This is a genomic window from Arthrobacter sp. Y3224198 (assembly GCF_059090025.1).
In genome coordinates this window covers 1-24,633 of sequence record NZ_JBNHFG010000028.1, presented here as the reverse complement: position 1 = coordinate 24,633, position 24,633 = coordinate 1, and the positions used below count along the sequence as shown (strand labels likewise).

The window sequence follows — 24,633 nt, the reverse complement described above, 5'->3', positions numbered from 1 at the left end:
ATCTGTTCCACCCGGACGACCGGGTCAGGAGGCCGTCCGCTGCCGGGTGGTGCGCAGCACCTGGCCCGCCGTTTCGGCGTCAATGACCAGGTGCGTGGCGTAGCCGGCGCGCAGGGCGGCCTCGATCGCGGCCACCTTGGCCTCCCCGCCCGCCACCAGCAGCCGGGTGCGGATGCCGCGCAGGTCCGGCAGTGTGATCCCGACCGTCCGCTCGTCCAGCTGCGGCAGGCAGGCGTTGCCGTCGTCGTCGATAAACCGGGAGCAGATATCCCCCACCGCCCGTGCCGCGATGCCGGCCTTTTCGGTTTCGCTGAGGTACCCGAGGTTGAGGAGCATGGCGTCGGGACGGATCGCCCCTACCGTGAACACGGCGACGTCGGCGTCCCGGCCCATCTCGATGACCCGGCGGATGTGCGTCTCCTGCTCTACCAGCCGCTTGACCTCGACGCTGTCGAAGATCACCGGCAGCGGCAGGGTGCGGGCAAAGGCCCCGAACGCATTGCAGAACAGGGTGATGGTTTCAAAGTCGTTGGTCACCCGGGTGGTGTAGGAAACCCCGCCCTTGAGCTGGATGATCTCCACGCCGCTGCGATCCTGCCGGCTCAGGTTGCGGGCCACGGAGTACATGGTGGACCCCCACGTCACGCCCACCATGTCGCCGTCGTTCACGTTTTCCGCCAGCACGGCGGCGCCTACCTTGCCCAGCTGGCCCACCAGGTCCGGGCCGTTTTCCGGCACGACGGCGAGGCGGACGTCGCGCAGGCCAAAGGCCTCACGCAGTTCGCCGGCCAGGGTGGATTCGGACTCGCGGGGATCGTGGATGCGGATGCTGACGTAGCCGCGGTCCTTGCCGTACTGGATGAGCTTGGAGACGGTGGGCCGGGACAGGCCGAGCCGCTGGGCCACTTCGCTCTGGGACAGCCCCGCCTCGTAATAAAGCTTGACCGCATCCAGTGCCTGGTTCTCGCGTGCATCCATATGTGACTCCCTCGTCGCTTCTCCCCATGAGTCGCAACGGAGATTCTTTCATCTTGCGACGGCTGTCACATAACGCCCGTTCCACGGTGCCCGTCAAGGCCTGCGACGCAGCAGGGCCGGCCGCGGCTTCCCGCGGCCGGTCCTGCCCCTTGGGAACTAGACGGTTTCGTGCTCCGGCACGTCCGCCCGGCGGTCCTGGCGGCGGTGCCGCAGGTGCTGCAGGGCGCTGACGACCAGCGCGGCTGCCAGCACCAGATACAGCGTCACGGTGATGGGGCTGCCCACCAGGATGCCCGGATCGCCTTCGGAGACAGCGAGCGCGCGCCGCAGCTCCGTTTCGGCCATCGGACCCAGGATGACGGCAATCAGCACCGGGGCCAGCGGAATGCTGTAGCGGCGCATCATGAAGCCAACCAGCCCGATGCCGATCAGCAGCCACAGGTCGATCAGCGAGGAGCTCACCGCGTAGACACCCAGCACCGAGAACACCGTGATGCCGGCATAGAGGTAGTGGCGCGGGATGGTCAGCAGCTTGGCCCAGACACTGGCGAAGGGCAGGTTGATGATCAGCAGCATCACCAGTCCAATGAACAGCGATGCCAGGAGCGCCCAGACCAGGTCACCGCTGCGCTCGAAAAGCAGCGGGCCCGGCTGCATGCCGTACTGCTGGAACGCGGCGAGCATGATGGCCGCGGTGGCCGACGTCGGCAGCCCCAGCGCCAGCAAAGCACCCATGGCGGTTCCCGCCGTCGCATTCGAGGCAGCTTCCGGTGCGGCCAGGCCCTTGATGGAGCCGGTGGTACCGAATTCGGGGTCCCGGCGGCGTTTGGCCAGCTGCTTTTCCGTGCCGTAGGCCAGGAAGGTGGGCACTTCGGCACCGCCGGCGGGGATCAGGCCGAACGGTGCACCGAAGGCGGTGCCGCGGAGCCAGGCAGGCAGGGCCTTGCGGAAGTCCCTGAAGTTGATCCGTGCGTTCCCGCCGGCCTTGATCTGCGTTGCTGTCGGATCCCGGTGGATGCGGGAGGCTACGTGGAAAACCTCGCCGAGCGCGAGCAGTCCCACCGTGATGACAATGACCGAAATCCCGTCGAACAGCTGGGGCATGCCCAGGGTGAACCGGGCGGTGCCGCTGGGTCCGTCGATGCCCACCAGGGCCAGGGCGAGGCCGATGCCCAGGGCTGCCACGCCGCGGATCACCGATTCGGACACTACGGCGGAGATGGCCAGGAAGGCGAACACCGCCAGGGCGAAGTACTCGGCCGGTCCGAAGACGGTGGCAAGCCGGACCAGTGTGGGGGCAAAGAACACCACCAGCGTGGTGGCGATCAGCCCGCCGATGAAGGCGCCGATGGCCGCGGTGGCCAGGGCCTTGGCTGCGTGCCCGTTCCTGGCCATCCGGTGGCCTTCAAAGGTGGAGGCAATGGCCGAGGAGTTGCCTGGTGTGTTGAGCAGGATCCCGGCCGTGGAATCACCGAAGAGTCCGCCGAAGTAGATGCCCGCGAACATAATGAACGCGGCCGTGGGCTCCAGCGAGAAGGTCACCGGAAGCAGCAGGGCCACCGCCATGGCGGAACCGAGTCCCGGCAGGACGCCGACGGCGGTGCCCAGCACGGCACCGATCAGGACCCAGAGGAGGTTCATGGGGGTCAGCGCGTGGGCGAACCCTTCAAAAAGCAGTGCGAGCTGGTCCATCAGAGCATCCCTCCCAGGAAGCCGGAGGGCAGGTTGAGGCCAAGGCCGGCGTTGAAGGCCAGCTGGACGGCGGAGGCGAAGAGCAGGGATACCCCGACGTCAAAACCGGGGCGTTTGCTGCCCATGGCATAGCAGATCACCCAGAACAGGAACGCAGCGCTGATGATCCAGCCCAGGATGTTGAGCGCGGCGGTGAAGACGACGACGCCGCCCACCACCAGGCCCACCGTGCGCCAGTCGGAGTAGGTCTTCCAGCTGCGCTGCTCCTCCCCCGGCGTACCGGCGGGCTGCGGGGTGGCGAACTCGTGTTCGCCGGAAAGATCATCGAGCATTGCGCCGGAGAAGTTACCGTGTCCGGGGTGGATGCGGGTGTCGGGGATGTTCGGCCTGCGGATCACCGAGATGGCCAGTGCGGTGGCCACGGCGAACAAGGCAATGCAGACCAGGACCGGGAAAAACCGGGGGCCCGGCGTTGCGCTCCCCTGCACGTTCATGGAGGCGGTGCCCACCGCCAGGAAGATGGCCACGGCGTAGAGCACGGCCACCACGATCAGTTCGCTGCGGCCTTCCAGCATGGCCGAGCGGCGCGGCTCGGGCTGCTGCACGGGGGCGGGTTTGTCCTGGGCGAGGCTCATAGTCCGAGCTCCTTCACGATTGACTGTGCCGTGGAAACTTCTTCGGTAATGAAGGTTTCGAACTCCTCGCCGGTGGCAAAGCTGTCCGTCCAGCTGTTGCGTTCCAGCGTGTCCTTCCACTCGTCGGACTCGCGCATCTCGGTAATGATGGCGATGAACTCTGCCTTGGCCTCGTCGGTGATGCCGGGGGCCGCGACGACGCCGCGCCAGTTGGACATGGACACGTCCACGCCCTGCTCCATAAAGGTGGGGACATCGACGCCGTCGAGCCGTTCCTCGGAGGAGATGGCGAGGGCGCGGAGGGTGCCGGCTTCGATCTGGTCCGCCACCTCGTTGTAGCCGGACATGCCCGCCACGGTGGTGTGCGAGAGCAGGGAGGTCAGGGCCTCGCCGCCGCCGGAATAGGCCACGTAATTCACGGCCCGCGGGTCAATGCCGGTCTTCTGGGCGAGCAGTCCGCTGAGCAGGTGGTCGATGGAACCGAGCGAGCCGCCGCCGATGGAGTTCGCTCCGGGGTTCGCTTTCCAGGCCTCGAGGAAGTCCGCCAGTGTCTGGATCTCGGAGTCGGACGGGACCACGAGCACGGCATAGTCGTCCGCCAGCCGGGCAATGGGCACGACGTCGGCCATGGACTCCGGGTTGTCGGCCAGTTCAATGGCGCCCACCATGACGCCGCCCGTGACCAGCAGGGCGTCTTCCCTGCCGGGTGTTTGGACGAACTGGCTTAAGCCGATGGTGCCGCCGGCTCCGGGGACGTTCACCACCTGGGGGTTGTTGACTATGCCGTTGCTGCGCAGCGCCTGCTGCGATTCCCGGGCAAAGCCGTCCCAGCCGCCGCCCGGTGCTGCCGGGGCAATAAGCGTGAGTTTGCTGCGGGCGGTCGCCGTGCCGCCGGATGCCGCCGCGTTGACGAACGCCAGGACCGTCACGACGGCCACGACGAGGGCGAACACCCCGGTTCGGAGGGTCTTTTTCATGTTTCCCGTTCCATTACTTCGTTGTGAGGGGTGGGGAGTGCGGTTGTACACAGTGCGGTTGTACACAATGCAATACACATATACCCGAAGTGACCTGCATCACTCTAGTCCCAAAAGTGACGTGGGTAACAATAGCTACCGAATACCGCAACATTTGACCTTCACGGGGAAGTACGTAGACTCTTCCCCGTTCGCTGATTCAATGTATACAATTGTATGCAAGTTCGCTCGCCTAAAGACCAGGAGTACCAGATGGCCGCTGTTCCGGAACCCGTGAGAACCGACGTCGTAGTGGTGGGCGGCGGCAACGCCGGCTTCACCGCCGCGCACGCCGCAGCCGAGCGCGGCCGCTCGGTGATCCTGCTGGAGAAGGGCCCCGAAGAACTCTCCGGCGGCAACAGCTTCTACACGGCAGGTGCCACGCGGATAGTCCACGGCGGACTGGAGGACCTGGCCGGACTGGTGGAACCCGATGACCGGCACGGCTCCACCGTGGTTCCGCCGTACACCGCGGAAGACTATGCCTCCGACCTGGCGAAGGTGACCGAGGGACGCAACGATCCGGACCTGACCGAGGTGCTCATTGCCGAGAGCCAGCCCACCCTGCGCTGGCTCAACGGCCTGGGCCTGAAGTACCGGCTGATGTACGAACGCCAGGCCTACGAACGCCCGGACGGCAGCTACCTGTTCTGGGGCGGGCTGCATGTGGGCAACGTGGGCGGCGGTGAGGGAATGATGGCCGACCACACCCGTGTGGCCCGTGACCTGGGCACCGACATCCGTTACGCCAGCCCGGCAACCAAGCTGCTGGTCGACGGCGGGCGGGTGACCGGCGTCGTCGTCGACGGACCGGACGGGGAATACACGATTGAGGCCGAATCGGTGATCCTCACGGCCGGCGGCTTTGAAGCCGATCCCCTGCTGCGCCGCGAGTACCTGGGCGAGGGCTGGGAAAACGCCAAGGTCCGTGGCACCCCGTTCAATACCGGAGACATGATCCGGGCCGCGCTCGACGCCGGTGCCGCACGGGGCGGTGACTGGAACACCTGCCACAGCGTGCAGTGGGACGCCTTTACGCCGCAGAACGAAAGCAACCGGGAACTGACCAACCGGCTCACCCGGCAGAGCTATCCGCTGGGCATCATAGTCAACCGCAACGGCGAACGCTTCCTCGACGAGGGTGCGGACTTCCGCAACTACACGTACGCCAAATACGGCAAGGAAATTCTTCGCCAGCCCGGTTCCGTGGCCTGGCAGATTTTCGACGCCGGCCTGCGCCCGATGCTGCGGACCGAGGAATACGACATGCCCGGTGTATCCGTGGAGACCGCTGACACCGTTGCCGAGCTCGCAGCGAAGACCGGCATCAACCCTGAGGCGCTGGAGAAGACCATTGCCCAGTACAACGCGTCCATTGACCGAGGTGCTTCCTTCGACCCGAACATCCTGGACGGCCGGGCCGCCCGTACGGTGCCGGTAAAGAGCAACTGGGCCAACCCGCTGGAAAACGGCCCGTTCTACGCCTTCGGCGTGACCTGCGGGATCACGTTCACCTTCGGCGGGGTCCGGGGGGATACCTCGGGGCGGGTACTGGACACGGACGGCAACGCGATTCCGGGGCTCTTTGCCGCGGGCGAGATGCTGGGCGGACTGTTCAGCACCAACTATCCCGGCGGCTCGGGCCTGGCGGCCGGCTGTGTCTTCGGACGGCGGGCCGGTTCGCTGGCCTGACCGGTAATGTTGGGACCGACAGTTTCGGTTATTTTCCGCTTCTTTTCGAGGACGTCCAGTGGGCCAAGCAGCATCAGCACGAATTGACGGTGAGGCGATTTTCGCAACGCTGCGCAGCGAGATCCTCTCCGGCGTGCACAGCCCCGGCACACCCATGCGGGAAATCACCCTGGCGGAACGCTTCGGCGTCTCCCGGACTCCGGTCCGGGAGGCGCTCTCCCGCCTGCAGCAGGAACGCCTGCTGGAACGCGTGGCGCGGGGGCTGCAGGTTCCCGAGATCGAACCGGCCCAGGTTATCCAGATCTACGACATGCGGATCATGCTCGAAGAGGAAGTTGCCGGGCAAGCCGCCCGGGCCCGGCAATTCACCGACCTGATGCGGCTGGAAGCCCTGCTGGAACGGGACCGGCAGCTGGTGGACCCAGATGACGCCACCCGCATCACCACCAACCTGGAATTCCATGCCGCACTGTGGGAATGCGCCCACAACCCGGTGCTGACGGACCTGCTCGAGCGGCTCAGCACGCATCTGGTGCATGCCCCGCAGTCCACGCTTTCCGTGGAGTCGCGCTGGAACGCCGCCCTGGACGAACACGCCGCCCTGATCGCCGCCGTCGAACGCCAGGACGTTGAGGAAGCCCGCAGGATCGCGCGTGCCCATATGGAGACCGCCCGCCAGATCCGCCTGAAACTGCTGCGCGAGGGTGCACTCAAGCAGCCGCTGAAGCCCTACACGCGATAGAAGCTTTCAGCTCCGCACTTCGTAGGTGAGCGGCTCCGTGATCCACTCAACGTCGCTCCACTTGTCCATCCGCTGCAGGATGTCAAAGCTGGTGCGGCAGAAATCCACGACAGCGCGCTGCGGATCAGGGTAGGAGAACGCGTCCTTGAGGGTCAGGAAGAATTCGCTGGATTGTGTGGCGAATCGGGCTTTGGACGGGGCCAGCATGCTTCCGTAGCTGCCGATGTTGGACAGGAACGGATACGGCATCACGTAGAACGACGGTTCCGGGACGGACGGGTCTCCGGGCCAGAAGCCGAACTCGCAGAAGCGTTCATCGAAGCAGTTGACCGCGATCGTGCCGCGGCCGGGATAGGGCGCGGACTGTCCGCTATAGACGATTCCGGAAAGATCCATGGTCCCGAACCAGTAGGCGGGGGCATAGGCCTTCCCGCGCATCGGCGACAGGAACTGCGTCAGGCTTCGCTGCGCGAAGTGCAGGTTGTCCAGGAACAGTTCCACGGCGTGCTTGTCGTAACTGTGGTGCTTGGTGTCGGTGTCGAACGGAACCGGATCATGGAATTCCTGTGGTTCGGTGTTGATGGCGGTGGGAGCCTCGATGAACTCGAGGGCCCCCATCAGCTGGCCGTAAAAGTCCGCCACGCTGAGCCCGTCCGAGAGCTCCAGCCGGGTGCGGATGTAATTGGTGTTCTGCACATCCACGTGGTGCTCGCGGAGGTTGAAGTAGATTTCGAAGTTGGTATCCGGTCCGGGAATCACACCGGTGCCGATGCCCTGGACCGTCAGCGGCATCCGCACATGGCCCCACTCCGGTTCCCGGTAGCTGCGTTCGATCTTCACCTTGCCGGCCATCTGCAGGAACAGGTGCAGGGTATCGGCGGTGGCCTGCCAATCCGGATAGTTCAGGAAGTTCCGATCCATGGAAGTACCTCTGCTCAGGGGCGGATAAGCCACGTGCTGCTCTTAGTGTGGAACCTGCTCCGGGGGCGGTCAACGGGGACGCTGCCACGGCCGTTACGTAGTTTTCAGACTGAAAGTTGGTCCCATTCAATGAATGTGCCATGGTGCTCTGACAGATCAAAGGCTGATAGCGGGGGGACCATGCGGCTGCATCATGTTCAGGTTTCAATTCCACGGGACGGGGAATCCAACGCCCGGCGCTTCTACGGTGAGGCGCTCGGCCTCACAGAGGTGCCGAAGCCGGCGTCGTTGGCCGGGCGGGGCGGGTGCTGGTTCCGGGCGTTCGACGGCGACTGCGTGACTGCGGAAATCCACCTTGGGGTCGACTCCCCTTTTGTTCCTGCCAAGAAGGCGCATCCCGCCCTCGTGCTGGATTCGGTCCAGGCGCTGGAGGAGCTGGGCTCCCGGGTTGAGGCCTGCGGGTTCGAAGTCTCCTGGGCGGACCGGCACACCTTCGAGGGCTACGAACGGTTCCATTGCAAGGACCCGTTCGGAAACAGGGTGGAGATCCTGTCACCTCCCAGTATTTAAGGGGCTGACACGGCTGCGGATACCCCTGGTCCGTGCGCGCACCTGCGGCATCGGGTGAGAATCGGAACGTCCCGGAAAGTCAGTATGCTGATCTTCGGTAACGAAGAGAGGACGGACTTTTGGGCTCGTGGTATGACGCACTGCTGTGGGGAACCGTAGCCGGATCAGCGTTGGTGATCGGTTCCGGCATCGCGTGGAAGTGGCATATCCCGCCGAAAATCGTCTCGTCGGTGATGGCCTTTGGGGCCGGTGTGCTGATCTCCGCACTGGCCTTTGAGCTCGTGGACGAGGCGGTGGAGTCCGGCGGCCTCACGGCGACGGTCTGGGGGTTCCTTGCCGGCGCAGTGGCCTATGTGGGGGCCAACGTCCTGCTGGCCAGGGCCGGTGCCCGGCACCGCAAGCGGTCGGGGAAGAAGCATCCCTCCGAAGCGGACAGCCCCGGCAGCGGCGGAGCCATTGCGGTTGGTGCCCTGCTGGACGGCATTCCGGAATCCGTGGTGCTGGGGCTGGGACTGGTTACCGCCTCTACGGTCAGCCCGGCCATGCTCGCAGCCGTGTTTATTTCCAACGTGCCCGAAGGCCTCTCCAGCACCGCGGGCATGAAACGATCCGGACGGAGCGCCAAGTACGTTTTCGGCGTATGGGGCGGTATCGCCGTCGTCTGCGGGCTCGCCTCCCTGCTCGGTTTTGTCGCCCTGCAAGGTGCCCCGGCGGAACTGGTTGCCTTTATTACTGCCATTGCTGCGGGGGCCATCCTGGCCATGCTCGCGGACACCATGATTCCGGAGGCCTTTGAGGAGTCCCATATCCTCACCGGGCTCATCGCTTCTGTGGGCTTCCTGGCGGCGTTTTCGATTCACCGCCTGGGGTGAGTGCCGGGGGTTTTGGGGGCGAGTTCCATAAGAGTTCCAGAGCAGGTAGTGGCATCAAAAAGACGGGTAAATGAAGTTTTCGGTGGGGCCGTTTAGGGCCTGTTTTGGGGCCGGAACTGTCAGTGCCGGATGAAATTCTTAAGGCATGGATCAGCTCGGAAACACCGACCGGATAACCGAAGAGGCAGGCAGTGCGGACGCTGAGCGCGAGCGCCCGGCTGGTCTCTCCGATGCGCGTCGTACGTCCTGCATACCAGCGGTTTTTCGGGCCCGGCCGGAGTGTGGTGCAGCGTGCGACGTCGGCGGGTCTTTCCCGGACGGGTTCTCCGGGACCCTCGCACTGCGGAATCTGGAATCCTTCGACGAGGAATCCGTGGGTGAAACCCTTGGCAGGATCGCCCATTTAATCGCCTGGGCCCAGGCGCAGCAGGCCCGGCTGATGAACCGCATGGAGGAGATTTTCCGGGAAGGCTTCTGTCTGCCGGGCGACACAGGCCAGGCAGGCCGGCTGGTCGATCTGGACCCGGGAATGGCATTCAGCCTTGCGGCCTCCGAATGCGCTGCCATCCTGAACGTTCCGCCGGTCACCGGGCAGCGCCTCCTGTTCGAAGCCGGCCGACTCTGCGGTCCGCATACCGCCACGTTGAACGCACTGGAGGACGGCCGGTTCAGCTACCCCCACGCCCAGGTTGTCGTGGAACAGTGCCTGACCCTTCCGGCCGGGCAGCTGCCCGGGTTTGAAGCGGACCTGCTGCCGGCCGCCGAGGGGCAAACCCGGGCCCAGTTCGCCTGCCGTGCCCGCCGGCTGAGGGAGAAGAAGTACCCCGAAACCATACCCGAACGGCACCGCAGCGCATTCGACAAGCGCCGCGTGACCCTGGACCGGGAAGAGGACGGTATGTCCTGCCTTTCGGCCTACCTGCAGGCGGCGGAAGCCCAGCAAATCTATACGGCGTTGAGCACTGCGGCTCGGGGTGAACGCGACGGCGGCGATCCCCGGACGACGGACCAGCTGCGTGCCGACATTCTCGCGCAGCTGCTGATGGGCGGCCTCGGCGCGCCACGGGAAGGCAGCTCCGGCATCGGTCACAGTGGCGTGGGCGGCTCTGCTCGTCGCGGCGGTGGCGGGAGCGCCGGGGACGGCGAAGGCACCGCCGATCCGGCGGCGGATACCTCCAGCGTGGTGCCCAGGGCGGAGATCATGGTGCTGATCAATGCCGAGACCCTCTTCGGTGCCGACGACCAGCCCGCAGAACTGCACGGCTACGGACCCATCAGCGCCGACGAAGCCCGAAGGTTGGCCCGCAACGCCTTGCATTGGACCGGGCTCGCCCAGGACCCCCGCACCGGGGAGATTCTCGGGGTTGGGCGTCGGAGGAAAGTCCCCGCAGGACTCGCCCGCTGGCTGCGGGCACGGGACGGTACCTGCCGGTTCCCGGGCTGCAGGGTCAGCACCGCGAACACCGAAATCGACCACACCACGGACTGGGCACGCGGCGGGCCCACCGACCACGGAAACCTGGCACACCTGTGCCGACGCCATCACCGGTTCAAGACCCTCGGCTTGTGGAAAGCTGCCCAGCCCACGCCCGGAGTCATCGAGTGGACCTCACCCACCGGACGGATTTACCGCACGGAACCCTTCCTGGAACTGGCACGGAAACCCGCTCCGGTATCGACTGAGCCGCCGCCGTTCTGAGGAGGTTCGGAAGCCCACGACCTGCCGGGCTGGTGACCACCGTCCGGTTCGCTGCAGTCCCGTCTGCTTCTACGCGCCGACCGGGGACCGGCCTATGCGCTGGCTTCTGGGCTCTGCCGGAACTCCCTACCGGCCGCCCACCGCCGCCGCCACCGGGGCCGTGCTCTGCCGCACCACCAGCGACGTCGCCAGGTCAAGCCGGAGGTTGTTCGGCCGCTCCCCCTCGAACAAGCGCACCGCCATCCGGGCGGCTTCCTCGGCCATTTCAATCAGCGGCTGGTGCACCGTGGTCAGCGCCGGACTGGACCACTGTGCCACCTGCAGGTCGTCGTACCCCACAATGGAGAGCTCGTCCGGGACGCTGATGCCCAGCTGCCGCGCGGCGTCGAGCACGCCCAGCGCCTGCAGATCGCTGCCGGCAAAAATGGCCGTAGGCCGGTCCGGAAGCGACAGCAGTTCCAGTGCATGGTCGCGGCCGCCGTCCACATGGAAGTTGCCGTACCGGATCAGGTCCCGGTCCAACGGCAACGCGGCAGCATTGAGCGCAGAACTGTAGCCGTCGATCCGCGCCAGGGAACACATCATGTCCTCGGGGCCGGTAATGGCGGCAATCCGGGTATGTCCCAGCTCGATCAGGTGCCGCGTGGCCATCATGCCCCCGGACCAGTTGGCCGATCCAACCGACGGCACGTCGGGCGCCGGATCCCCGGCCGGATCAATGATGACAAAGGGAATGGACCGGGCCTCCAGCTGGCGGCGCGAGTCCTGTGCCAGGTCGGAGAAGACCAGCACGACGCCGACGGGCCGGCGGGCAATCACGCCTTCCACCCACTCGGGCGACGGCGCATGGCGGGTGCCGCTTTCAGTCAGGACCACGCTCAGGCCCTTCTCCCGGGCCACATTCTCCACTCCCCGGATGATTTCCAACGCCCAGGCACTCTCGAGCTCATGGAACACCAGTTCCAGCAACCGGGACTTGGCCCCTCCCTTGCGGCGGTACCCGTGTTCCTCCAGCAGCGCCTCGACTTTCGCCCTAGTGTTCCGCGAAACGTCGGACCTGCCGTTGAGGACTTTCGAAACTGTCGAGAGGGAGACTTCGGCTTCGGCCGCCAGTTCGGCCAGCGTTACCGGGTTCTGCGGGAGAGATGACTGCATGAAGGATCCTTCGACGGCACGAAATAAAGCGGAAACCAGTTTATCGAAAAGTGTTGCACATCACATTACGCGCAACTTATGCTGGCCGCGTCAAGTAACTTTCGATCAACATACCGAAACTTTCGGAAGGTGTTCAATGATGAACAAGCCCTCGCCCCGGACCACGGTCCTGGCCGCCGCCAGCGTGCTGGCGCTCGGCCTCACGCTGACCGGCTGTGCAGGAGGCGGAGACTCCGCCTCCTCGAACCGTCCCGAGAACGAGGTCCATGTCCTCGTTTACGGAGACGCGAGCAACGATGTCGAAACCGCCATGGTCGAGCGCTTCAACGAGACCTCCGATGTGAAGGTAGTGCTGGACACCATCCCCGGTGCCGATTACCAGCAGAAGCTGCAGACCGTCATGAGCACCGACGCAGCACCGGACATCTTCTTCAACTGGGGCGGCGGCAGCATCTCCAACTTTGTGGATGCTGATTTGCTGATGCCGCTGGACGACTTCATCGGAGACGACCCGCAACTGAAGGACGCCTTCCTGCCGTCGGTGTACGACGTCGCCACGGTGGATGACACCCCCTACGGCATTCCGATGCGCGGTACCCAGCCGGTGATGCTGTTCAACAACAAGGAAGTCCTCGCCTCGGTAGGCATCACCGAATCCCCCAAGACCTGGGATGACCTGCTCGACGCCGTCGACAAGCTCAAGGCCGCCGGCAAGACGCCGATCGCTCTGGGCGGAGGCGACGAATGGCCTACCCAGATGTGGTTCTCCTACGTCTATGACCGGGTGGCCGGACCGGAGCTGTTCCAGACCGCACTGGACGGAGACACCGGAGTCTGGGAATCCGACGAAAGCCGGGAAGCCCTGGGCATGCTCCGTGACCTCGTGGACGCCGAAGCCTTCGGCACCAACTTCCAGTCCGTGAAGTTCACCGACGGCGGCTCCCCCGCCCTGCTGGCCGGCGGACAGGCCGGTTTTGAACTGATGGGTTCGTGGGAATACGCCACCATCCAGGACACCAACCCCGAATTCGCGGCCAACGGCCTGGGCTGGAGCACGTTCCCCGAGATTGAGGGCGGCAAGGGCGACCCCGCCAACCTGGTGGGCAACACCAACAACTACTACTCGGTCCTGAAGGACACCCGGTACCCGGACACCGTGCGGGACTTCCTGAAGCTGATGTACTCGGACGAGTTTGTACAGGAGCAGCTGGCCATCGGCAACCTGCCCACCACCACGAACACCGAACAGTTCCTGGACCAGGCCGCCAACCCGGAGTACGCAAAGTTCCAGTACGGACTGGTGGAGGACGCACCCAACTTCCAGCTCTCCTGGGACCAGGCGTACCCGCCGGCTGCAACGCCGACCATCCACAGCGCCGTGTCCGATTTCTTCGCCGGAAGCATTGACGAAGACGGCTTCATTTCGGCCATGCAGTCCCTGAAGCAGTAGCCGGACCGAAGGCACACCATGACCACCCTGCTTCCACCCCGGCCGCCGGCCGTGCCGGACAACCCTGCCAAGGGTTCTCCGGCACCGGCCGGCAGGACCCGGAAGAACCGTCCGGGGATCGCCTGGACGCTGCCCGCGGCGGTGTTTTTCCTGCTCTTCGCCGTCATCCCGCTGGTCGCCGTCGTTGTCCTGTCCTTCATGACCTGGACCGGCCTCGGCGACGCCAAGTTCGTAGGGCTGGAGAACTGGAAGGAACTCGCCGGAGACCCGGTCATGTTCAAGAGCCTGTGGCTGAGCCTGCTGTTCATCGTCCTCGGCGTGGCCACCCAGACTCCGGTGAGCATCCTGCTGGGTGTCTGGGCGGCCGGCCCGCAACGCAACCGTGCCGTCCTCAGCGTCATCTTTTTCCTGCCCCTGCTGCTCTCGTCCGCCGCAATCTCGGTGCTGTGGCGGGCGCTGCTGGATCCGAACTTCGGCATTCCGGGCCAGCTGAAGTGGCTCTTCGGGGACGGAAACCTGTTCGGCCACCAGCCCACCGCCATCGGCGTCATCATCTTCGTGGGCATGTGGCAGTTCACCCCGTTCCACACGCTGATCTACCAGGGCGCAGCAAAATCCGTTCCGCCGGTGCTCTACCAGGCGGCCGAAGTGGACGGCGCCGGACGTGCCCGGCAGTTCTTTTCCATCACCCTGCCCCAGCTGCGCAACAGCATCATCACCTCCGTGATCCTTATGGTGGTGGGCGGGCTGACCACCTTCGAGACCGTGCTGATCCTGACCAACGGCGGTCCCGGGACGGACACCACCATCACCGCCTTCTACATGTATGAGGAAGCGTTCCGGCGCTACAACTTCGGCATGGGCTCGGCCATCGCCCTGGTCCTGGTGGTGGTGGCCACAGCCATCTCGCTGATCATGGTGAAGCTCTCCGGCTACGACAAGATGCGCAGCACCATGGAGGGAGTCTGATGCGTACCCGCCCGAATTACATCGCCGGAGCGGCCGTCACCGTCTGGCTCCTGATCGTGGCCCTGCCACTGTATGTGATGGTGGCCGCGAGTGTGCAGAGCCGCACCGATTTCAGCGCCAACGGCCCCGTTTCCCTGCCGACCAACCTGACCTTTGACAACTTCCTGGAGGTGTTCCGCAGCGGCTTCGGCAGCTACTTCCTGAACACCTTTATTGTCACCGCGGGCGTGGTGGGCATTGTCCTGCTGGTGGTGCCGCCACTCTCCTACGCCATTGTGCGCAGCCAGTCCCGCGGCACCACACTGATTTTCCGGTTCTTCCTGCTGGGCCTGGCCATCCCGGTCCAAGCCGTGATTGTGCCGATGTTCTATCTGATCAACGCGGTGGGGCTCTACGACACCCTGTTGGGGATCATCCTGCCCACGGCGGCCTTTGCACTGCCGATCTGCACACTGATCCTGTCCGGCACCATGCGGGACATCACTCCGGAACTCTATGAGGCCATGTCCGTGGACGGTGCCTCCACCGCCCGCACCTTCCTGCGCCTGGTGCTGCCGCTGTCCAAGGGCGGACTGTCCACCATTGCCGTGTTTGCCGCACTGCAGGGCTGGAACGGTTTCCTCCTGCCGCTGATCCTTACCCAGTCCGATTCCACCAAGGTGGTCACCCTGGGCCTGTTCAACTTCCAAACCCAGTACGGCATCAACGTGCCGGGCATCCTCGCCGCAGTGATGCTCTCCATGATTCCGGTGCTGCTGGTGTACCTCTTTGCGCGCCGCGCACTGGTCCAGGGCCTTATGGGCGTGGGCGGAAAGTAGCCATGACAGAAACCACAGTTGATTCCCTGCCCTGGCGGGACACCTCCCGCACTCCGCAGGAACGCGCCGCCCTGCTCATTCGGCAGATGACCCGGGAGGAGAAAGCCGCCCAGCTCTTCGGTGTCTGGGTGGGTGCCTCCGGCGAGGGCGGACAGGTGGCCCCGCACCAGCACGACATGAAGGAGCCGGCTCCGCTGGAGGACCTGCTCCCCGCCGGGCTCGGCCAGCTGACCCGCCCGTTCGGCACCCACCCGGTGGACGCCGGCATGGGCGCCCTGTCGCTGATGCGCACCCAGCAGCGGATTGCCGGTGCCAACCGGTTCGGCATTCCGGCCATGGCGCATGAGGAGTGCCTGGCCGGCTTCGCGGCCTGGGGCGCCACGGCCTATCCGGTGCCGCTGTCCTGGGGCGCCACCTTCAACCCGGAACTCATCGCCCGGGTGGGCGCAGCCATCGGCGCCGACCTCCGCTCGGTGGGCGTGCACCAGGGCCTGGCGCCGGTGCTCGACGTCGTCCGCGATGCCCGCTGGGGCCGGGTGGAGGAAACCATCGGCGAGGACCCGTATCTGGTGGGCAGTATCGCCTCCGCCTACATCCGCGGTCTGGAGGGTGCCGGGGTGGTGGCCACGCTGAAGCATTTTGTGGGCTACTCCGCGTCCAAGGCCGGCCGCAACCTGGCTCCCGTTTCCGTGGGCGTCCGCGAGCGCGCCGACGTGCTGCTCGTGCCCTTCGAAATGGCGGTCCGGGAGTCCGGCGTCCGCTCGGTCATGCACGCCTATACCGACGTTGACGGCGTGCCCTCCGCGGCGGACCGGGACCTGCTGACCGGGCTGCTGCGCGAGACGTGGGGTTTCGAGGGCACCGTGGTGGCCGATTACTTCGGCGTCGGGTTCCTGAAGGAACTGCACCGGGTGGCCGGCACCATGGGCGAGGCCGCCGCCGCCGCACTGACCGCGGGCGTCGACGTCGAACTGCCCACTGTGGACGCCTTCGGTGAACCACTGCTGGCGGAACTGGCTGCCGGACGGCTGGATGAGGCCGTGATCGACACGGCGGTGCAGCGGGTCCTGACCCAGAAAATCCAGCTCGGGCTGCTGGATGCCGACTGGTCGGCCGTCCCGCCGGCCCTCGCAGGGGCGGACCTGTCCGATCCCGCCGCGGTGTCCGGGTCCGTGGACCTGGACGGGCCGGCCAACCGTGCTCTGGCCGCCGAAGTGGCGGAGCAGGCCCTGGTCCTCACGGCCAACAACGGAATCCTGCCGCTGGCCGCACCGGGGCGGATCGCCGTCGTTGGACCCAACGCGGACAATCCCATGGCGTTCCTGGGCTGTTACTCCTTCCCCGCACATGTGGGCGTGCAGCATCCCGAGGTCGCCGCGGGCATCGAACTGCCCACGGTTGCCGCCTCGCTTCGCACCGAATTCCCGGACAGCACGGTCACGGTAACCGAAGGCTGCAGCGTGGACGGGCCGTCCACGGACGGGGTCGCCGACGCGCTGGCCGCCGCCGGGGACGCAGACGTGGTGGTGGCCGTGCTGGGCGACCGGTCCGGCCTGTTCGGCCGCGGCACCAGTGGCGAAGGCTGCGACGCCGAATCCCTGGTACTTCCCGGCGTGCAGCAGCAACTGCTGGATCACCTGCTGGACACGGGTAAACCCGTGGTGCTGGTGCTGCTGACCGGACGGCCGTATGCCCTGGGCCGCGCCGCCGCCGGTGCGGCGGCCATTGTGCAGGCCTTCTTCCCCGGCGAAGAGGGCGGTCCCGCGGTGGCGGGTGTGCTCAGCGGGCGGGTGAATCCCTCCGGCCGGCTGCCGGTCAGCGTTCCGGCAAGTCCCGGGGCGCAGCCCTCCACCTATCTGGCCGCTCCCCTGGCCAGGTCCAGCGATGTCTCCAGCATCGACCCCACCCCGGCCTTCGCTTTCGGCCACGGCCTCAGTTACAGCACCTTCGAGTGGACGGAGGCCACCCTGTCCGGCCCGGCCGAAGTCGGCGTCGACGGCGAAACAGCCGTGTCCGTGACGGTCACCAACACGTCCGGGCGCGACGGTGCCGAGATCGTCCAGCTCTACCTCCACGATCCGGTGGCCTCGGTGGTCCGCCCGGTGCAACGGCTGGCAGGGTTTGTCCGGGTGCCGCTGGCCGCGGGTGCCTCGGCACGGGTGTCCTTTACGGTGCCGGCCGACGTCGCGTCCTTCACCGGACGGGACGGACGGCGGATCGTGGAGCCGGGTGAGCTGGAGCTGCGGCTCGGGGCTTCCAGCACTGACATCCGGGCAACGGCCGGTGTTAGCCTGACCGGAACCGTGCGGGAGGTGGACCATACCCGCCGGCTGCATTGCCCGGCGGAGGTGGTGCCGGCTACACACAACTAGGAGCCGCATGTACTACGACCTGCCCGCAGAAGAGCTTGCCACGTACCGCGGCAGCACCACCGAACCGGAGGACCTGGACCGGTTCTGGGCGGACACCCTGGCCGAAGCGCGCCGGCACCCGCTGGCGGTAACGGCCACTCCCTACCCGAGCGGGCTGCGCACCGTGGAGGTGTACGACGTCGTGTTCCCGGGGTTCGCGGGCGATCCGATCCGGGCCTGGCTGCGACTGCCCGCCCGGGAACTGCGCGGCGACGGGTTATTGCCCGGCGTAGTGCAGTTTGCCGGCTACGGCGGTGGCCGGGGGGAAGCGCACGAGGGCCTGTTCTGGGCCTCGGCGGGCTTCGCCCACCTGCAGATGGACACCCGCGGGCAGGGTGCCGGCTGGAGCAAGGGCACGACGCCGGACGCTGCCGGCAGTGCCGGTCCCCAGGTTCCTGGCGTGATGACCCGCGGAGTGCTCGATCCGCAGACGTATTACTACCGGCGGCTGATTACCGATGCCGTCCGGGCGGTGGAGGCCATGCGATCACTCGCCGGCAGCGGTTCGGCGCCGGTGGATCCGGAACGGGTGGCGGTGCTGGGGATGAGCCAGGGCGGCGGGCTGGCTCTGGCGGTCGCTGCGCTGTGCCCGGAGGTGGCCGCCGTCGTCGCCCTGGTGCCGTTCCTTTCGGACTTTCCGCGGGCGCTGAACGTGACCGATGCCTACCCCTACCGCGAGATCACCGATTTCCTCTCCATGCAGCGCGGGGCCGTCCAGCAGGTAATGTCCACGTTGCGCTATTTCGACGTCGTGAACCTGGTGCCGCGCGCGTCCGCGCCGGCATTGTTCTCGGTGGGCCTGATGGATACCACCACGCCGCCGTCCACTGTGTACGCCGCGTACAACGCCTACGCCGGGCCCAAGGAGCTGACCGTGTGGCCGTTCAACCAGCATGAGGCCGGCGGCGCCGAGGACGAGCTGGTGGCGCTGGCGTTCCTGCGGAAGCAGTTCGCTGCGGACTAGAAAGCCCGGGCGCCCGGGTTGTCCGCAGTGAACAGTGAGCAGACGGTGTTGTAATACCGGTCGGTGGTGCCGCGGTGTTGCAGGCCGATCCTGGTGCAGACCCGCTGCGAGGCCGTGTTCGCGGGGTTCGTTACTGCCACGATGCGGGGAAGGCCGGCGTCGAACGCGTGCGCCAGCACCGCGGCACCGGCTTCCGATGCGTAGCCGCGTCCCCAGCTGTCCGGGTGGAAGTGCCAGCCGATTTCGATGTCCCCGGACGGCTGGAGTTCCGGTCCCGACGCCGGGATGGGCTTGAGCAGCAGGGTTCCGGCCGGCTGCCCGGACTCCTTCACCTGCACCGCCCGGATGCCGCAGGTTCCGTCATCCCTGGCGGCCCACGCGTTTATGAGGGCGAGGGCCTCTGACCGGTCCTGCATCAGCTTGGGCGTGGTGCCGATGAACCGCTGCACCTCCATCCGGGAGTACATATCAAGGACGAAGTCCGCGTCCTCGGCCGTGAACGGACGCAGGGTGAGGCGCGGGGTTTCCAGGGTCAGCATCAGAGCAGTCTACGGTTGCCGCCAGCCTTGGACAATCACGGAAGAGTGCAGAACCTTGCCCTGACATCCCTGCCGTGGCACTATCGCTCAACAACACATACCTATCGTTCATCGATCAGTAAAGCAGGGCACACCATGGGCTTGGAACTTGAATCCGGAATGGCACGGTCGACCGTGGTTGCGGCACGGGCAACCCTGGCCGTACTGCTGGCCGGCTGCGTACTGTGCCAGCTGCTGGTGATTCCCTGGCTTGCTGCCGAAGCAGCCGGGAGGTTCCCCGAGGCCGAGCACCTGCGAAACCCGGTAACGGTACTGGCCGTGTCCGTAGTTGCCGCAGCGGAAGCCGCCCTGATGCTGGCATGGCCGCTGCTGCGCGTCTTTGAGCCCGGCGCCGTCATCCGCCGTCGGTTCCTGATCCTTGCGGACATCCTGATCGGGGCCCTGCTGGCGGCGGTGGCCCTGATGGGTGCCATTCTTGACGTTCTGTCCCGGGACCAGATGTGCCCGCCCGCAGTTGGCCTGGTCCTGCTGGCGGGAATGGCCGCCGGCTTGGTCCTCGCCATCACGGTCCTGGTCTGGCGCGTGCGAATACGCCAGAATCTCCGGAGCAGCCGGCACTGTCGGTTAAAAACCACGGGCTAACCGCCCGCCGGCCCCAGCGCGCCGGAAAACCGGGCTAGGCCGCGGCAATCCCGAACCCGAGCCGGTGCTCCTCCCCCGGAGCCAGGACAATCAGTCCTTCCCCGGAGTTGAAGGCGTCCGGCGGGCAGGTCATCGGCTCGGCAGCCACGCCCAGACGGCCCATCTGCTCGCCGGAGTAGATCTGCAGCCAGGGCGCGTCCTTGCCGTCGGCGCTCAGCACGGACCCCAGGCCCGTCTCCGGATCTGTCAGCCGGACCTGCCACCCGCCGTCGGGCAGGCCCGAGTAGGCGTGGTCGGCGGTACGGGACCCGATGGGCTGCTCGGCGGTGAATTCCAGCGGGGTGCCGGCCACGTCCTGCAGCTCGGCCAGATCCAGCGGACGGCCCGGCTGCTCCACGGTGCCGAGCACCTGGGCGGCAGGAACTTCCAGCACGCAGCGGCCCACCGGAGCCAGGTCCGCGGTGAGATACGGATGGGCGGAGACGCCGTACGGGGCCGCGGAGTTACCCACGTTCCGGGCGGCCAGTTCCACGCTCAGGCCTGTGTCGGCGTCGAGCGCGTACACGGCCTCCAGGTCCAGGGAGAACGGGTAGCCGGGTGAGCCCATCAACCGGTGCCGCAGCACCACCCGGTCCGGCGCAGCCTCGGCCACCTGCCACTCGTCCCAGCAGACCAGCCCGTGCAGGGCCATGCCGGTTTCGGGTTCATTGACCGGCACCTGGTAGTCGGTGCCGGCAAAGGTGTAACGGCCGCCGGTGATCCGGTTCGGCCAGGGCATCAGCACCTTGCCGGTGTAGGCGTGCGGCACGGTGTCGGCCGCCAGCGGCAGCACCAGGTGCCGGCCGTCGCGGGTCAGCGCGGCGAGCGCGGCGCCGACGGGGTAAATGGTGGCACGGTAGGCGCCGGCCGCCAGTTCGACGGGGCTGCCGTTGGGACCTGAGAAACCGGAATTCGTCATGGACCCGAGCCTACCGGGTGGCCGGAAGCGGAGGAGTCACCGCCGCCTGCCGGTAACGGTGCAGCAGCTCCGGTGCGGGTTCGGCGGTCACCACCGTAGCGGCACCGTCATTCCACTCCGGCCAGGCACCGGCCAGGACGCCGGCAGCCTGCCGGGCGGCGCCGTCGGCCACGTATTCCCCGGGCCGCGGCACGGTGACCGGCAGCCCGAACACGGCGGCGATGGACTGCTGGATGGCCTCGGACCGGGCGGCTCCGCCTACCAGGATCACCCGCTGCGCGGACACTCCGGTGTCTTTCAGGGCGGCAAATCCGTCCGCCAGGGAACACGCGATCCCCTCGACGGCGGCACGGGCCAGGTTGGCCGGGGTGAAGTTGGCCAGCGTCATCCCGTGCAGCGAGCCGGTGGCCCCGGGCAGGTTGGGGGTGCGTTCCCCCTCGAAGTAGGGCACCATCACCAGGCCGTGCGCGCCGGGCGGGGCGGACAGAGCCAGCCGGGTCAGCTCATGCAGGTCGACGCCGAGCATCGCCGCGGTGGCATCCAGCACCCGGGAGGCATTCAGGGTGCAGGCCAGCGGCAGGTAGTGCCCGGTGGCGTCGGCAAACCCTGCCACCAGGCCGGTGGCGTCCGACGTCGGCGCATCGGTCACCGCGAACACGGTGCCGGAGGTGCCGATGGAGACCACCACATCCCCCACCCCTGCGGCGACGCCGAGCCCGGCGGCCGCATTGTCACCGGCACCGGGCCCGATCAGCGCGCCGGAGGCGGTGCGTCCGCCGGCCTCCAGCGGCCCGAGCAGGCGCGGAAGCTGCGGGACATGGCCCAGGATCTGCTTCAACACTTCGGGCAGGTACTCCCCGCTGGCCGGTGACCAGTACCCGGTCCCCGAGGCATCCGAACGGTCGGTGGCCAGCGCCGCCAGCCCGTCCGCACCGCTGCCCGGCCCGTAACCGGCCAGCCGCCAGCTCAGCCAGTCATGCGGCAGGCACACCGCGGCGATGCGGGCGGCATTGTCCGGTTCATTGTCGGCCAGCCAGCGCAGCTTTGCTGCGGTGAATGCCGCGACCGGCACCGACCCGGTGGTGTCCGCCCAGTAGCGGGCACCGTCCGGGCCGGCTTCGGCCACCATCTGTTCCGCCGCAGCGGCGGAGCGGACATCGTTCCAGAGCAGCGCCGGACGGATCACGGCTCCGGACTCGTCCAGGCACACCATGCCGTGCTGCTGCCCGCCCACGGACACGGCCTCCACGTCATCCAGTCCGCCCGCGGCGGCAGCGGCTTCCTGCAGGGCCGTCCACCACGCTTCCGGATCCACCTCGGTACCGGCCGGATGCCGGGCGGATCCTTCCCGGACCAGCGCACCGGTCTGCGCGTCGCGGATGACTACCTTGCAGGACTGGGTGGAGCTGTCGACTCCGGCAACTAGTGGCATGCCCGGCCTTCCGTCTCGATGGGGTGCGCTGCGGGGGTAGCCTAGCGGGCGCCCATCAGGTGTTCCAGTGCCAGCTGGTTCAGCTTCACGAACCCGAAGTCGCGGTCCGCTGCGGCGTTGGCGTCGAAGTCCTCGAAGGCGGCGGAGTCGGCCAGCAGGTCGGTGACGGATTCCCCGGCGGCCAGCGTGGGCTGGGCCAGTTCACCGATGCCGGCGTACTGCAGGGCTTCCTGCACCTCGGGATCGGCGCGGAAGGCGGTGGCGCGTTCCTTGAGCAGCAGGTACATGTCCATGTTGGCCTTCGCCGATTCCCACACACCCGGGTAACCCTCGGTGCGGGAGGGCTTGTAGTCGAAGTGGCGCGGGCCCTCGTAGCGCGGTCCGCCGTTGGGGAAGCCGTTTTCCAGCAGGTCCACGGTGAAGAAGGCGCTGGTGAGGTCGCCGTGGCCGAAGACCAGGTCCTGGTCGAACTTGATGGACTTCTGTCCGTTGAGGTCGATGTGGAACAGCTTGCCGGACCACAGGGCCTGGGCAATGCCGTGGGTGAAGTTCAGTCCGGCCATCTGCTCGTGCCCGGTCTCCGGGTTCAGGCCCACAATGTCGCCGTTGTCCAACTGGGCAATAAAGGCGAGCGCGTGGCCGATGGTGGGCAGGAAGATGTCGCCGCGCGGCTCATTGGGCTTGGGTTCAATGGCCAGGCGCAGGTCGTAGCCCTTCTCCTTGACGTACCCGGCCACCGTGTCCACGCCTTCCTTCATCCGGTCGAAGGCGGCGGCGAAGTCCTTGGACCCGTCATACTCGCTGCCTTCCCGGCCGCCCCACATCACAAACGTCTCGGCCCCGAGCTCGGCGGCGAGGTCGATGTTGCGCAGCACCTTGCGCAGGGCGAAGCGGCGCACGGAGCGGTCATTGGAGGTGAAGCCGCCGTCCTTGAAGACCGGATGGGTGAACAGGTTGGTGGTCACCATGGGTGCCTTGAGGCCGGTTTCGGCCAGTGCATTGGTGAAGTTCTTCAGGATCAGGTCCCGCTCCTGGCCGGAGGCGTCAAAGGGGACCAGGTCATTGTCGTGGAAGGTCACGCCGTAGGCACCGAGTTCGGCGAGCTTATGCATCCCCTCGACGGGGTCCAGGTTGGCGCGGGTGGGGGTGCCGAAGGGGTCGGTTCCGGTCCAGCCGATAGTCCAAAGGCCGAAGGTAAACCGGTCGGAAGGCGATGGCTTCATTGTCATGGTCGCTCCAGATCACAGGAATTAGTTGGTGCCAACAACATATTCCGGTGACGCGGGGGTGTCAACGGTTCCAGCGGGTAGTCTGGGAGCAATTAGGGGCTTTACAGGCAGGCAGCACCAGCACGTTTACGAACAGGGAGGACCGGCGCAATGACCGGCAGGACCGGCAAGATGAGCGGCGGCAGGCAGCAGGCCCCGGCCGGCGGCGGCACCGACAGCCTGCGGGCCGCCAACCTTTCGCGGATCCTGACTTTGCTGCACCGGCACGGCCCGCTCTCACGCGCCGAACTGACCCGCCGCACCGGCTTTAACCGCTCCACAGTCGGCGCCTTGGCCGGGGAGCTGGCGGCCATGGGCCTGGCCTATGAGACCAATCCGCCCGCCGGCCGGGTAGGCCGCCCCAGTCCCCTGGTTCATCCGAACGAGCAGGTGGCCGCCGTCGTGGTCCACCCCGACGTCGACGCCGTCACCGTGGGTTTGGTGGGCCTGGGCGGCCGGGTGCACCGGCGGATCCGGCAGGAAACCTCAGCCGTGCCCACCGTGGCCGACACCGTGGAGATCAGCCGCGCCGCGATGGCGGAAATGGCCGACGACCTGGCGTCCCTGGACCGGATAGCCGGCGTGGGGGTGGCCGTTCCGGGCCTCACCCGTACCGGCGACGGACTGGTCCTGCTGGCTCCGCACCTTCAGTGGCGGGACGAACCGCTGGCCGTTCCCCTGGCGCAGGCGCTGGGCCTGCCGGTCTTTGCCGGCAATGACGCGACCCTGGCCTCCGTGGCCGAAAGCCTGTTCGGTGCCGCCGTGGACGCGGCCAACGCGGTGTACCTCAACGGCAGTGCCAGCGGCATCGGCGGCGGCATCATCGTGTCCGGCACGCCGCTGCGCGGAGCCGACGGCTACGCCGGGGAGCTGGGCCACACCTTGGTGAACAGCAGCGGCTCCCCCTGCCACTGCGGCCGCTCCGGCTGCCTGGAAACGGAAGTGAACCTGACCCGGCTGCTTGACGCGCTCGGTTTGGCCCGGGCGGACCAGGACACCCTGGATGCCGCGATGGCCGAGCCCCGCTCAGCGGCCGTCCGGGCCGAAGTGGACCGGCAGCTGGACCAGCTGGCGGTGGCGCTGACTAATTTCGTGAACATCTTCAATCCGGAGACCATCGTGCTGGGCGGATTCCTCGGCACCCTGTTCGCCGCCAACCCCGACCGGCTGCGCGCTGCGGTGGCCGCCGACGCCGTCGCCGGGCTGGGCG

The 24,633-nt window shown here is 66.9% G+C and carries 22 protein-coding genes; 12 read left to right on the top strand and 10 right to left on the bottom strand.

Annotated features, from left to right (window positions below):
• Positions 1 to 24: 24 nt before the first annotated feature.
• From AC5RUF_RS13250 to AC5RUF_RS13235, 4 genes are all read right to left on the bottom strand, one after another.
• Positions 25 to 978: a sugar-binding transcriptional regulator gene (locus AC5RUF_RS13250; protein WP_494130881.1), complete on the bottom strand. Its 954-nt coding sequence runs from the start codon at positions 976 to 978 to the stop codon at positions 25 to 27.
• A gap of 156 nt (positions 979 to 1,134) precedes the next feature.
• Positions 1,135 to 2,670: a tripartite tricarboxylate transporter permease gene (locus AC5RUF_RS13245; protein ID WP_494130880.1), complete on the bottom strand. Its 1,536-nt coding sequence runs from the start codon at positions 2,668 to 2,670 to the stop codon at positions 1,135 to 1,137.
• Entirely contained in the window at positions 2,670 to 3,305 is a 636-nt protein-coding gene (locus AC5RUF_RS13240; RefSeq protein ID WP_493997290.1) for a tripartite tricarboxylate transporter TctB family protein, read from the bottom strand. The genes AC5RUF_RS13245 and AC5RUF_RS13240 overlap by 1 nt, the downstream gene beginning before the upstream one ends.
• A complete protein-coding gene (locus AC5RUF_RS13235; RefSeq protein WP_493997289.1) occupies positions 3,302 to 4,282 on the bottom strand; it encodes a Bug family tripartite tricarboxylate transporter substrate binding protein in 981 nt (326 codons plus the stop codon). Before AC5RUF_RS13235 ends, AC5RUF_RS13240 begins: the two co-directional genes overlap by 4 nt.
• A 252-nt stretch (positions 4,283 to 4,534) precedes the next feature.
• Here AC5RUF_RS13235 and tcuA point away from each other — a divergent pair, with 252 nt between their 5' ends.
• Together tcuA and AC5RUF_RS13225 are read left to right on the top strand one after the other, a co-directional pair.
• Positions 4,535 to 6,013, top strand: a complete 1,479-nt coding sequence (gene tcuA / locus AC5RUF_RS13230) for an FAD-dependent tricarballylate dehydrogenase TcuA (RefSeq protein ID WP_494130879.1) — start codon at positions 4,535 to 4,537, stop codon at positions 6,011 to 6,013.
• A 58-nt stretch (positions 6,014 to 6,071) separates the two neighbouring features.
• On the top strand, positions 6,072 to 6,755 hold the full coding sequence (locus tag AC5RUF_RS13225) for a GntR family transcriptional regulator (protein WP_494130878.1): 684 nt from the start codon (positions 6,072 to 6,074) through the stop codon (positions 6,753 to 6,755).
• Positions 6,756 to 6,761: 6 nt separating this feature from the next.
• Here AC5RUF_RS13225 and AC5RUF_RS13220 read toward each other — a convergent pair whose 3' ends face one another.
• On the bottom strand, positions 6,762 to 7,676 hold the full coding sequence (locus tag AC5RUF_RS13220; RefSeq protein ID WP_493997743.1) for a DUF5996 family protein: 915 nt from the start codon (positions 7,674 to 7,676) through the stop codon (positions 6,762 to 6,764).
• Positions 7,677 to 7,856: 180 nt separating this feature from the next.
• Between AC5RUF_RS13220 and AC5RUF_RS13215 the strand changes: the two genes are divergently transcribed.
• The 3 genes from AC5RUF_RS13215 to AC5RUF_RS13205 all read left to right on the top strand — a co-directional run bounded on the left by AC5RUF_RS13215 (position 7,857) and on the right by AC5RUF_RS13205 (position 10,817).
• A complete protein-coding gene (locus tag AC5RUF_RS13215) occupies positions 7,857 to 8,246 on the top strand; it encodes a VOC family protein (RefSeq protein WP_493997744.1) in 390 nt (129 codons plus the stop codon).
• Positions 8,247 to 8,365: 119 nt separating this feature from the next.
• Positions 8,366 to 9,118 carry a ZIP family metal transporter gene (locus AC5RUF_RS13210; protein WP_493997745.1) on the top strand — a complete coding sequence of 251 codons (753 nt, stop codon included), beginning with the start codon at positions 8,366 to 8,368 and terminating at the stop codon, positions 9,116 to 9,118.
• A gap of 145 nt (positions 9,119 to 9,263) precedes the next feature.
• Positions 9,264 to 10,817 carry an HNH endonuclease signature motif containing protein gene (locus tag AC5RUF_RS13205; protein WP_494130877.1) on the top strand — a complete coding sequence of 518 codons (1,554 nt, stop codon included), beginning with the start codon at positions 9,264 to 9,266 and terminating at the stop codon, positions 10,815 to 10,817.
• Between the two features lie 126 nt (positions 10,818 to 10,943).
• Here the strand turns inward: AC5RUF_RS13205 and AC5RUF_RS13200 are convergent, their stop codons facing one another.
• Positions 10,944 to 11,972, bottom strand: coding sequence for a LacI family DNA-binding transcriptional regulator (locus AC5RUF_RS13200; protein WP_494130876.1), 1,029 nt, complete (start codon positions 11,970 to 11,972; stop codon positions 10,944 to 10,946).
• Between the two features lie 136 nt (positions 11,973 to 12,108).
• Here AC5RUF_RS13200 and AC5RUF_RS13195 point away from each other — a divergent pair, with 136 nt between their 5' ends.
• Genes AC5RUF_RS13195 through AC5RUF_RS13175 form a run of 5 tightly spaced genes read left to right on the top strand, consistent with a single transcriptional unit; the run spans position 12,109 to position 18,584 of the window.
• On the top strand, positions 12,109 to 13,422 hold the full coding sequence (locus tag AC5RUF_RS13195; RefSeq protein ID WP_493997395.1) for an ABC transporter substrate-binding protein: 1,314 nt from the start codon (positions 12,109 to 12,111) through the stop codon (positions 13,420 to 13,422).
• 18 nt (positions 13,423 to 13,440) lie between these two features.
• Entirely contained in the window at positions 13,441 to 14,391 is a 951-nt protein-coding gene (locus tag AC5RUF_RS13190) for a carbohydrate ABC transporter permease (RefSeq protein WP_493997394.1), read from the top strand.
• Positions 14,391 to 15,209, top strand: a complete 819-nt coding sequence (locus AC5RUF_RS13185; RefSeq protein ID WP_494130875.1) for a carbohydrate ABC transporter permease — start codon at positions 14,391 to 14,393, stop codon at positions 15,207 to 15,209. Before AC5RUF_RS13190 ends, AC5RUF_RS13185 begins: the two co-directional genes overlap by 1 nt.
• A 2-nt stretch (positions 15,210 to 15,211) precedes the next feature.
• Positions 15,212 to 17,581 carry a beta-xylosidase/alpha-l-arabinosidase gene (locus tag AC5RUF_RS13180; RefSeq protein WP_494130874.1) on the top strand — a complete coding sequence of 790 codons (2,370 nt, stop codon included), beginning with the start codon at positions 15,212 to 15,214 and terminating at the stop codon, positions 17,579 to 17,581.
• A gap of 7 nt (positions 17,582 to 17,588) precedes the next feature.
• The gene (locus AC5RUF_RS13175) at positions 17,589 to 18,584 is read left to right on the top strand and encodes an acetylxylan esterase (protein ID WP_494130873.1); all 996 of its coding nucleotides are present in this window, start codon (positions 17,589 to 17,591) and stop codon (positions 18,582 to 18,584) included.
• Here the strand turns inward: AC5RUF_RS13175 and AC5RUF_RS13170 are convergent.
• Positions 18,581 to 19,123 (bottom strand): GNAT family N-acetyltransferase, encoded by a 543-nt coding sequence (locus tag AC5RUF_RS13170; protein WP_494130872.1) that lies wholly within the window; start codon positions 19,121 to 19,123, stop codon positions 18,581 to 18,583. The two genes, AC5RUF_RS13175 and AC5RUF_RS13170, sit on opposite strands and share 4 nt — an antisense overlap.
• Before the next feature lie 159 nt (positions 19,124 to 19,282).
• Between AC5RUF_RS13170 and AC5RUF_RS13165 the strand changes: the two genes are divergently transcribed.
• On the top strand, positions 19,283 to 19,765 hold the full coding sequence (locus AC5RUF_RS13165; protein WP_494130871.1) for a DUF2975 domain-containing protein: 483 nt from the start codon (positions 19,283 to 19,285) through the stop codon (positions 19,763 to 19,765).
• Positions 19,766 to 19,799: 34 nt separating this feature from the next.
• On the opposite strand, the gene AC5RUF_RS13160 is transcribed toward AC5RUF_RS13165, so the two are convergent.
• From AC5RUF_RS13160 to xylA, 3 genes are read right to left on the bottom strand one after another with little or no spacing between them, the layout of a single operon-like run.
• Positions 19,800 to 20,723, bottom strand: a complete 924-nt coding sequence (locus AC5RUF_RS13160; RefSeq protein WP_494130870.1) for an aldose-1-epimerase — start codon at positions 20,721 to 20,723, stop codon at positions 19,800 to 19,802.
• A gap of 10 nt (positions 20,724 to 20,733) precedes the next feature.
• Positions 20,734 to 22,155 carry a xylulokinase gene (gene xylB, locus AC5RUF_RS13155; RefSeq protein ID WP_494130869.1) on the bottom strand — a complete coding sequence of 474 codons (1,422 nt, stop codon included), beginning with the start codon at positions 22,153 to 22,155 and terminating at the stop codon, positions 20,734 to 20,736.
• A 41-nt stretch (positions 22,156 to 22,196) separates the two neighbouring features.
• Positions 22,197 to 23,384 (bottom strand): xylose isomerase, encoded by a 1,188-nt coding sequence (gene xylA, locus AC5RUF_RS13150; RefSeq protein WP_494130868.1) that lies wholly within the window; start codon positions 23,382 to 23,384, stop codon positions 22,197 to 22,199.
• A gap of 150 nt (positions 23,385 to 23,534) precedes the next feature.
• On the opposite strand from xylA, the gene AC5RUF_RS13145 reads away from it, so the two are divergent.
• Positions 23,535 to 24,633: ROK family transcriptional regulator (locus tag AC5RUF_RS13145; RefSeq protein WP_494130867.1), on the top strand; the 1,099-nt coding region annotated here is incomplete at its 3' end.

Excerpts from the sequence above, each read along its gene's own strand:
- AC5RUF_RS13250 (WP_494130881.1), bottom strand. The coding sequence starts at position 978 with ATGGATGCACGCGAGAACCAGGCACTGGATGCGGTCAAGCTTTATTAC.
- AC5RUF_RS13245 (WP_494130880.1), bottom strand. The coding sequence starts at position 2,670 with ATGGACCAGCTCGCACTGCTTTTTGAAGGGTTCGCCCACGCGCTGACC.
- AC5RUF_RS13240 (WP_493997290.1), bottom strand. The coding sequence starts at position 3,305 with ATGAGCCTCGCCCAGGACAAACCCGCCCCCGTGCAGCAGCCCGAGCCG.
- AC5RUF_RS13235 (WP_493997289.1), bottom strand. The coding sequence starts at position 4,282 with ATGAAAAAGACCCTCCGAACCGGGGTGTTCGCCCTCGTCGTGGCCGTC.
- tcuA (WP_494130879.1), top strand. The coding sequence starts at position 4,535 with ATGGCCGCTGTTCCGGAACCCGTGAGAACCGACGTCGTAGTGGTGGGC.
- AC5RUF_RS13220 (WP_493997743.1), bottom strand. The coding sequence starts at position 7,676 with ATGGATCGGAACTTCCTGAACTATCCGGATTGGCAGGCCACCGCCGAT.
- AC5RUF_RS13215 (WP_493997744.1), top strand. The coding sequence starts at position 7,857 with ATGCGGCTGCATCATGTTCAGGTTTCAATTCCACGGGACGGGGAATCC.
- AC5RUF_RS13205 (WP_494130877.1), top strand. The coding sequence starts at position 9,264 with ATGGATCAGCTCGGAAACACCGACCGGATAACCGAAGAGGCAGGCAGT.
- AC5RUF_RS13200 (WP_494130876.1), bottom strand. The coding sequence starts at position 11,972 with ATGCAGTCATCTCTCCCGCAGAACCCGGTAACGCTGGCCGAACTGGCG.
- AC5RUF_RS13195 (WP_493997395.1), top strand. The coding sequence starts at position 12,109 with ATGATGAACAAGCCCTCGCCCCGGACCACGGTCCTGGCCGCCGCCAGC.
- AC5RUF_RS13190 (WP_493997394.1), top strand. The coding sequence starts at position 13,441 with ATGACCACCCTGCTTCCACCCCGGCCGCCGGCCGTGCCGGACAACCCT.
- AC5RUF_RS13185 (WP_494130875.1), top strand. The coding sequence starts at position 14,391 with ATGCGTACCCGCCCGAATTACATCGCCGGAGCGGCCGTCACCGTCTGG.
- AC5RUF_RS13180 (WP_494130874.1), top strand. The coding sequence starts at position 15,212 with ATGACAGAAACCACAGTTGATTCCCTGCCCTGGCGGGACACCTCCCGC.
- AC5RUF_RS13175 (WP_494130873.1), top strand. The coding sequence starts at position 17,589 with ATGTACTACGACCTGCCCGCAGAAGAGCTTGCCACGTACCGCGGCAGC.
- AC5RUF_RS13170 (WP_494130872.1), bottom strand. The coding sequence starts at position 19,123 with ATGCTGACCCTGGAAACCCCGCGCCTCACCCTGCGTCCGTTCACGGCC.
- AC5RUF_RS13165 (WP_494130871.1), top strand. The coding sequence starts at position 19,283 with ATGGCACGGTCGACCGTGGTTGCGGCACGGGCAACCCTGGCCGTACTG.
- AC5RUF_RS13160 (WP_494130870.1), bottom strand. The coding sequence starts at position 20,723 with ATGACGAATTCCGGTTTCTCAGGTCCCAACGGCAGCCCCGTCGAACTG.
- xylB (WP_494130869.1), bottom strand. The coding sequence starts at position 22,155 with ATGCCACTAGTTGCCGGAGTCGACAGCTCCACCCAGTCCTGCAAGGTA.
- xylA (WP_494130868.1), bottom strand. The coding sequence starts at position 23,384 with ATGACAATGAAGCCATCGCCTTCCGACCGGTTTACCTTCGGCCTTTGG.